2 protein-coding genes are annotated in these 9,249 nt (G+C 51.1%); both read left to right on the top strand.

Going from position 1 to position 9,249, the window contains the following annotated elements; genetic code table 11:
- The coding region (locus tag AACX68_RS03610; protein ID WP_228860623.1) for a non-ribosomal peptide synthetase at positions 1 to 7,528 on the top strand (7,528 nt) is incomplete at its 5' end.
- On the top strand, positions 7,525 to 9,249 hold a 1,725-nt coding region (locus AACX68_RS03605; RefSeq protein ID WP_228860622.1), incomplete at its 3' end, for a condensation domain-containing protein. The genes AACX68_RS03610 and AACX68_RS03605, both read left to right, overlap by 4 nt.

Here is a 9,249-nt window from a genome sequence, read left to right as displayed (position 1 = left end):
TCGTTGGACAGACACTTACGGCCCAACGGAAGCGACTGTCATTGTAACCTCTCTGTCACTCAATGGTGGCGCCTTACTCGATGCGGCTGAAACGTTATCCATTGGTCGCCCAATCGCCAACTGTCGAATTTATCTGCTTGATAAAACACAACAACTGGTGCCTCCGGGCGTGACGGGGGAAATTTATATCGGTGGCGCTGGCGTCGCCCGGGGTTACCTGAATCGTTCTGACTTGACTGCGGAGCGCTTTGTTGCTGACCCGTTCAGTGCTGAACCGAATGCCAGAATGTATAAAACCGGCGATCTGGGGCGCTGGCTACCGGATGGCAATATCGAATATCTGGGTCGTAATGATTTTCAGGTCAAGATCCGGGGCTTCCGCATCGAGCCGGGGGAAATTGAAGCACAGTTAGTGGCCTGTCAGGGTGTCAGGGACGCGGTGGTTATCGCCCATAAGACGGATAAGGGTGAACAACGCCTGGTGGCTTATCTGGTGCCACAACCTGACGTTACGCTGGAAGCAGCCGATCTGCGCGAGCAGCTGAGAAGTAGTCTGGCGGATTATATGCTGCCCAATGCCTTTGTCATGTTAGATACCTTGCCGCTGACCCCCAGCGGCAAGCTCGACCGCCAGGCGCTGCCCGCGCCGGACTTGTCAGCGGTCATTACCCGAAACTATGAAGCACCAGTGGGTGAGGTGGAAACGGCACTGACAGAAATCTGGCAGGAATTACTGGGGCTGGAACGAGTCGGACGTCACGACCATTTCTTTGAGCTGGGCGGGCATTCGTTGATCGCGGTCAGCCTGATTGAACGGTTGCGCTGCCGGGGATATTCACTGGAGGTACGCAGCATTTTTGCAACCCCATTGCTTTTGGAAATGGCGCAAGCAATACACTCACAACAGGACACTTCCGATATTTTTGTTCCCGCCAATCGTATTCCCGATGGTTGCACGGTTATCACCCCGGATATGCTACCGTTGGTGACGCTGTCACAAACTGAAATTAACACGATTGTTGCAACTGTGGCGGGAGGGGGGGCTAATGTACAGGATATCTACCCGCTGTCGCCCTTGCAGGAAGGTCTTTTATTCCACCACCAGTTACAGGAAAATGGGGATGCCTATCTGTCAAATAGCTTGCTGGCTTTTGATACCCGTTCCCGTCTGGATACCTTTCTGAATGCTTTGCAACAAGTGATAGACCGCCATGATATTCTGCGGACAGCTTTCTGCTGGCAGGGACTGTGCAAACCGATGCAGGTAGTCTGGCGAGAAGCAAAACTGCCGGTGATGTCGTTTGTTCCCATATCGGCAGAAAATATTCCGTCACAATTGCAGGCACATATCACCAACCGGTTGGATATCACTCAGGCTCCGTTGTTTACTGCCAGTACTGTCTATGATCCCGCCTCTGAGGAATGGTTATTGGCACTGAGTTTCCATCATCTGGTCTGCGATAATATGACACTGACGTTGATCATGGATGAAATTCAACAGCTATTACAGAAACAGACGGTACAGGGGCAGGCGATTGAGCTAACTCCGCCACTGCTGTACCACAATTTTATTGCCCAGACCCTTAACGTACCGGATTCGGTACATGAAGACTATTTCCGTCAACAGCTTGCGGACATTGATGAACCCACCGCACCTTTCGGTTTGCTTAATGTACAGGGCAATGGCACTGATGTGACGGAATCCCGTTTATCACTGGATAAAACACTGGCTCATACTCTGCGCGCGCAGGCTCGGCGTTTAGGCATCAGTGCGAGTGTGCTGTTCCATGTCGCCTGGGCACAAGTCTTGGCTAAAATCTGCGGACAAGAAAAAGTCGTATTCGGTACAGTGCTATTGGGACGATTACACGGCTCGGCCAATGCCGATCAGATGATGGGGATGCTTATTAATACCCTGCCAATCCGAGTCTCCTTGAGTCATTTCAGTGTATTGGAAGTCGTGCAGGCAACAGCCAAAAATCTGGCAAACCTACTGGAGCATGAACAAGCTCCGCTGGCACTTGCGCAGAATTGCAGTGGTGTTATCCCTCCGATGCCACTGTTCAGTGTATTGTTCAACTATCGTCACGGCTCATCCGTTCCCGTGGAGGCAGAGAAAACTGTCTGGAAAGGAGTGCGCCTGCTGGCATCCACAGAGAGAACAAACTATCCCATCACCCTTTCAGTGGATGATACAGAGGATGGTTTCACGTTGGTGGCTCAGAGCGTGGCGGGTGCCGACCCTTGCCGATTGGTGAATTACCTGCATACTGCCCTGAGTGAATTAGTTAACACGCTGACGGCTGAACCCCAGCGGCCTGCGCTTGATTTATCTATTCTGCCTGCGGCTGAACGTCAGCTACTGTTGGAGAATTTCAATGCCATACAGGCTGATTTCCCACCAGATACCTTGATCCACGAATTGTTTGAACAACAGGTTGCTCGAACACCAGAAGCGATTGCCGTGGTGTGGGAGGCGGAAACGCTCAGTTATGACGAACTGAATCGTCAGGCTAACCAATTGGCCCATTATCTGATTGAATTGGGCGTAAAACCGGATGATCGGGTGGCTATCTGTGTCGAACGCAGCTTAGACATGATCGTGGGGATATTGGCTATTCTCAAGGCTGGCGGTGCTTATGTGCCCCTTGATCCGGCCTATCCCGCTGACCGATTAACTTATATGCTGGATGATGCCGAACCTGTGGTGTTGCTGACGCAAACCACACTGGGCGAAATCACTGGCAATTCTGCATTACCTACTGTCAGACTTGATGACCTGCCCTCATCCACGCTAGCAAACCTACCGGAAACCAATCCGCTGGCCACAGTGCAGGGACTCACTCCACACCATCTGGCGTATGTGATTTATACCTCCGGCTCCACGGGTCAACCAAAAGGCGTGATGGTAGAACATGCTAATGTCACCCGCCTGCTGGCAGCGACACAGGCGAGGTTCCGGTTTGATAACAACGACATCTGGACACTGTTCCACTCTTTTGCCTTCGATTTCTCCGTATGGGAATTATGGGGAGCGCTGGCTTACGGGGGGCGGCTGGTCGTTGTTCCGGCTGAATGTGCCCGCTCACCACACCAGTTCTATGAGCTGCTGTGCCGTGAGCAAGTGACTGTTCTGAATCAGACTCCCAGCGCCTTCCGTCAGCTGATTGTCGCGCAGAATGCGATGCCGCATGCGCAACACACCCTGCGTTGTATTATCTTTGGCGGTGAAGCGTTAGAGCTGCACACCCTCGCGCCATGGATTGACCGTAATCCCACCGATCAGACGCGTTTGGTGAATATGTATGGTATTACTGAGATCACCGTACATGCCACCTATCGGGAACTGACCGAACCGGATATTTATTCAGGGAAAGGCAGCTTGATTGGTCAGCCCCTTGACGATTTACGTATCTATATCCTTGATGCCTATGGTCAGCCTGCCCCTCTGGGCGTGGCGGGCGAACTCTATGTTGCCGGTGCAGGCGTGGCACGTGGTTATCTGAACCGACCGGAACTAACCTCAGAGCGTTTCCTGCCTGACGTGTTCTCCGATAATCCCGGGATGCGTATGTACAAAACCGGTGATCTGGCCCGCTGGCTGCCGGATGGCAATCTCGAATACCTCGGCCGGAATGATTTTCAGGTGAAACTGCGTGGTTTCCGCATTGAATTAGGGGAAATTGAAGCAGGCCTGATGCAGTGCCCGGGCGTACAGGAGGCCGTCGTGATAGCCCGTGAAGACGCTGAAGGGAATACCCGTCTTGTGGCTTATCTCTGTGCTGAAGCGGGTACGGAACTGGTGCCGGTTGATCTGCGCAGACAACTGGCACAACATCTGGCGGAGTATATGATCCCCAGCGCCTTTGTGATGCTGGATACCTTCCCGCTGACACCTAACGGCAAGCTCGACCGCAAGGCCCTGCCCGCGCCGGATTTATACGCCGTGATCACCCGGGATTATGAAGCACCGATCGGTGACGTGGAAATTGCGTTGTCGGAAATCTGGCAGGAGTTACTGGGACTGGAACGGGTCGGACGTCACGACCATTTCTTTGAGCTGGGCGGGCATTCCCTGATTGCCGTCAGCCTGATAGAACAGTTACGCAGCCGGGGATATTTACTGGAGGTGCGTAGTATTTTTGCCACACCGTTGCTTTCGGAGATGGCGCAGGCGATACAGGCCCGGCAAGATGCGCCGGATATGCTTGTCCCACCCAACCGTATTCCTGACGATTGCACACGCATTACCCCCGATATGCTGCCGCTGGTAACGCTGTCACACACTGAGATTGATTCGATTGCCGCAACTGTGACGGGTGGCGTGGCTAATGTACAGGATATCTATCCGCTGTCGCCCTTGCAGGAAGGGATTTTATTCCACCATCAGTTGCAGGAAAACAGCGATACTTATTTATTAAACACGCTGTTAGCGTTTGATACCCGCTCCCGTCTGGATACCTTTCTGAACGCCCTGCAACAGGTGATAGACCGCCATGATATTCTGCGCACGGCGTTTTGCTGGCAGGGACTGAGCCAGCCGGTACAGGTGGTCTGGCGGCAAGCAAAACTGCCAGTGACATCGTTTGTTCCAGCACAATCTATTCAGGCACAACAACCACAGGCGCATAGCATCTCCCGACTGGATATCACTCAGGCTCCGTTGTTTGCCGCCAGTATTGCCCTCGACTCGGACAGTAATGAATGGCTTCTGGCGCTGAATTTTCACCATCTGGTCAGTGATCATATGACACTGGAATTTATTATGAAGGAGATTTTTCTGTTATTAGACGGTAAGGAAGAATCTCTGCCTACACCACTGCCTTATCGTAACTTTATCGCCCAGATCCTGAAAATGCCGGATTCAGTACATGAAAGTTACTTCCGTGAGCGGTTTGCCGATATTGAAGAACCCACGGCACCTTTTGGCCTGCTGGATATACAGGGGAATGGCGCAAACGTGTCGGAAGCCCGTTTGCTTCTAAGTGATACGTTGGCCCAGACTCTGCGTGCGCAGTCTCGCCGTCTGGGGATCAGCCCCAGCGTGCTGTTTCATGTCGCTTTTGCTCAGATGTTGGCTCATATCAGCGACCGTGAAGAAGTCGTGTTCGGTACTGTACTGCTGGGACGATTGCACGGTTCAGCCGGGGCTGATCAGGTTATGGGGATGTTTATCAATACATTGCCGATCAGGATATCCCTGAATAATCTCAATGTGTGGGAGGTAGTGCAGGCGACAGCCACAAATCTGGCCGAACTACTGGAACATGAGCAGGCTCCGTTGGCACTGGCTCAACGGTGCAGCGGAGTGATCCCCCCCTTACCCTTGTTTAGTGCTCTGTTTAACTATCGATATAGCCCGTCAGAATTGGGCGAGAATATCGGTTGGCCGGGCATACGCGTATTACAGTCTGAGGAACGGACAAACTATCCCATTACTCTTTCCGTGGATGATCACGGGAACGATTTCACGCTGGTGGCTCAGACCGTAGACGGAATTAATCCGGACAGAATTGTGCATTATCTGCACACTTCCCTCAGTGAGCTGGCTGATGCACTGACCGCTGACGTTCAGCAACCGGTACTCAGCTTATCCATCCTGCCGGCATCCGAGCGTCAGCAGTTACTGGTGGATTTCAACGCAACACAGGTCGATTTGCCGCAGCATGCCCTTATCCATGAACTGTTTGAACAGCAAGTCGCCCGGACACCCGATGCTATCGCCGTACTCTTTGAAGAACAAACCCTGAGCTATGAAGCCCTTAACCGTCAGGCCAACCAATTGGCACATTATCTGATGACATTGGGCGTTAAACCGGATGATCGGGTGGCTATTTGTGTCGAACGCAGCTTAGAGATGGTGGTGGGATTACTGGCTATTCTCAAAGCGGGCGGGGCTTATGTCCCCCTTGATCCGGCTTATCCGCCTGAACGGCTGGCCTATATGCTGGAAGATGCGGCGCCTGTGGCATTGCTGACGCAAACTGGGCTGGCGGGTCAATTGACCTATCCGATCCCCACGGTGCAACTGGATAACCAAACATCGCTTTTTGATATCCAGCCTGACCATAACCCCGATGCAACCTCGTTGGGGCTGAATTCCCACCATCTGGCCTATGTCATTTATACCTCTGGCTCGACCGGACAACCCAAGGGAGTTATGGTGACCCACCGCAATGTCATCAATCTGTATACCGGGCTGCAATCGGTGATCGATATCACGCCACCGTGTCGTACTGCCCTGAATGCCAGCATTGTATTTGACGCTTCGGTACAGAGTTGGCTGCAATTACTTGCAGGCCATACACTGGTTATCATTCCGGAGGCTATTCGTGCCAATACGGAGCAACTCTGGCGTTATCTGGCACATCATGCTGTGGAGCTGTTTGACTGTACTCCCGTGCAGCTGCAATGGCTGTTGAATTCGGGGCTGGGTACCGATACGGATTATCAGCCCAAATTGGCGTTAATCGGCGGCGAGGCCATTTCTCCTGTCTTGTGGTCGCGCTTGCAACAAATAAAAACGTCCCGTTTTATCAATGTCTACGGCCCCACAGAATGTACCGTTGATACGACTTTTTGTGCGATAGATCATTCCCTGTCGTCTCCCAGCATCGGTCATCCGATAGCCAATGCCCGAATCTATCTGCTTGATATTTATGGTCAGCCTGTGCCCCTTGGCGTCACTGGCGAGATTTATATCGGGGGTGCGGGTGTCGCCCGGGGATACCTGAACCAGCCTGAACTCACAGCAGAACGGTTTGTGGCCGATCCTTTCAGTCCACTTCCTGATGCCAGAATGTACAAAACCGGTGATTTAGGACGCTGGAGACCGGATGGCAATATCGACTATCTGGGGCGTAACGATTTTCAGATCAAACTGCGCGGTTTCCGGATTGAACCGGGAGAAATTGAGGCACAACTGCTGGCCTGTGATGGAATTAAAGAAGCGATGGTTATTATCCATGAGACAGATAACGGCGAGAAGCGCCTGATAGCCTACCTGGTGGCACAACCAGACGTTACGTTGGAAGCTGCCAACTTACGCGAAGAACTGAAACTCTGTTTGCCCAATTATATGCTACCCAGCGCTTTTGTAATGCTGGATACCTTCCCGTTGACTCCCAACGGTAAGCTCGACCGTAAAGCGCTACCCGCTCCTGATTTGTCGACGGTAATAACCAGTGACTATGCCGAACCTATGGGTGACGTAGAAAACAGACTGGCACAAATCTGGCAGGAACTGCTGGGTCTGGAACGAATCGGGCGGCATGACAGCTTTTTTGAAATCGGCGGACACTCACTTTTAGCCGCAAGACTGATAGCCCGTATACAAACCGAATTTTTAGTCCAGATACCTATCGTTTCAATTTTCCAGTCATCCCGATTATCAGAGCTATCTGAACTCATTCTCTCTGCCCAAATGAATTCAGCATGGGGAGATGACTCAGAGTTAATCATGAAAAACCTCGATTCAATGTCCGCAGAAGAATTAATCGCAATTTTAAGTGGAGATACTGAAGAATGAGCAAAGCTAATATCAATATCGAAATGTTAAAACGAGCTGTTTTAGAGAAAAAAGTTAAAGAGCAAATTAAACAATACGCTAATGAAACTCGTTCATTGCACATGCCGATAACGAAGACAGATCGCCATGCGCCTTTAGTATTATCCTTTGCCCAACAGCGATTATGGTTTATCGGACAATTCGATTCAGCCGCAAGCCGGGCCTATCATATCCCTGTCGCATTGCGTCTTACGGGGAAACTTGAACATCAGGCACTCATCTCCGCTCTTGATAACCTTGTGGCCCGTCAGGAAAGTTTGCGCACCCACTTTACATTGGTGGATGATCAACCTTGTCAGAAAATAGCCCCTCCGGATACTGGCTTTTCAATGAGTTATCTGGATTTACGTTCTCTGAGTGAAGACGAACGTTCAGCCCGTGTTGACGAACTGGCTGAATCTGAAGCCCGGATGCCTTTTGATCTTACTCAGGGTCCGTTAATCCGGGGGCAGCTATTGCATCTGGATAATGAAGAACATGTCCTGTTGTTCACTCAACATCACATCATTTCTGATGGCTGGTCCAGTGGTATTTTAATCCGCGAACTGGCGGCATTTTATCAGGCTGCCCTGACCGGACACGACGCTGATTTGCCACCACTGCCTATCCAGTACGCCGACTATGCTGCCTGGCAACGCAGCGCATTGCATTGCGATGAACTGACCGTACAGCGAGATTATTGGTATAACCAGCTTAATGGAGCGCCATCACTGCTGGAACTGCCAACGGATCGCCCTCGTCCCTCCGTGCAGAGCTATAGTGGAAATAAGATACCTGTTCACTTTGATGGGGAATTACTCACTGCCCTGAAAACATTTGCACAAAATCAGGGAGCCACATTATTTATGACTCTTCTCACGGCGTGGACTATTGTTCTCTCCCGTTTGAGTGGTCAAAACGATATTGTTATCGGTCTTCCCATTGCCAATCGTACTCGCACCGAACTGGATAATCTGATTGGTTTTTTCGTCAACACGCTCGCCTTACGTATTGAATCAGGCCAATGTCATACAATAGCGGAACTACTGGCCCATGTTCGTAAACAGACACTGGCGGCTTATGCTCATCAGGATCTGCCTTTTGAACAGGTGGTGGAAGCTCTACAACCCGAACGTAGCCTAAGTCATAGCCCTATCTTTCAGGTGATGCTGGCATTAGACAACACTCCGGCTCAGGAATTGAAACTTCCCGGGCTTGAACTTTCTATTATCGAACAACCGCAATACAGTGCTCAATGTGATTTAACGCTGTCGTTCACTGAAACAGCCGGAAATTCAGGCTTAATCGGAACGCTAATATACGCAACTGATTTATTCGATAGGGAAACCGTGGTTCGTATTGCGGGTTATTTTCAAAACGTGATAACCGCAATGATCGCTGATGTGAATCAGACGATTTCATCACTGCCTATGTTATCCGTAATGGAACAACAACAATTATTAGTGGATTTTAATGCCACGCAAGCTGACTTTCCGCAGAATGCCCTCGTCCATGAACTGTTTGAACAGCAAGTGGCTCAAACGCCGGAGGCTATTGCTGTCGTCTGTGAAGGGCAAACACTGAGTTATGATCAACTTAACCGTCAGGCTAATCAACTGGCCCATTATTTGATTGGATTGGGGATACAACCGGATGATCGGGTGGCTATCTGTGTCGAGCGCAGCCCGGCATTGATCGTCTGC

The organism is Xenorhabdus sp. PB61.4, assembly GCF_963894935.1.
Classification (GTDB): domain Bacteria; phylum Pseudomonadota; class Gammaproteobacteria; order Enterobacterales; family Enterobacteriaceae; genus Xenorhabdus; species Xenorhabdus stockiae.
Note: the sequence above shows the minus strand (reverse complement) of the source record. Positions and strands in the feature narration are given on the sequence as shown.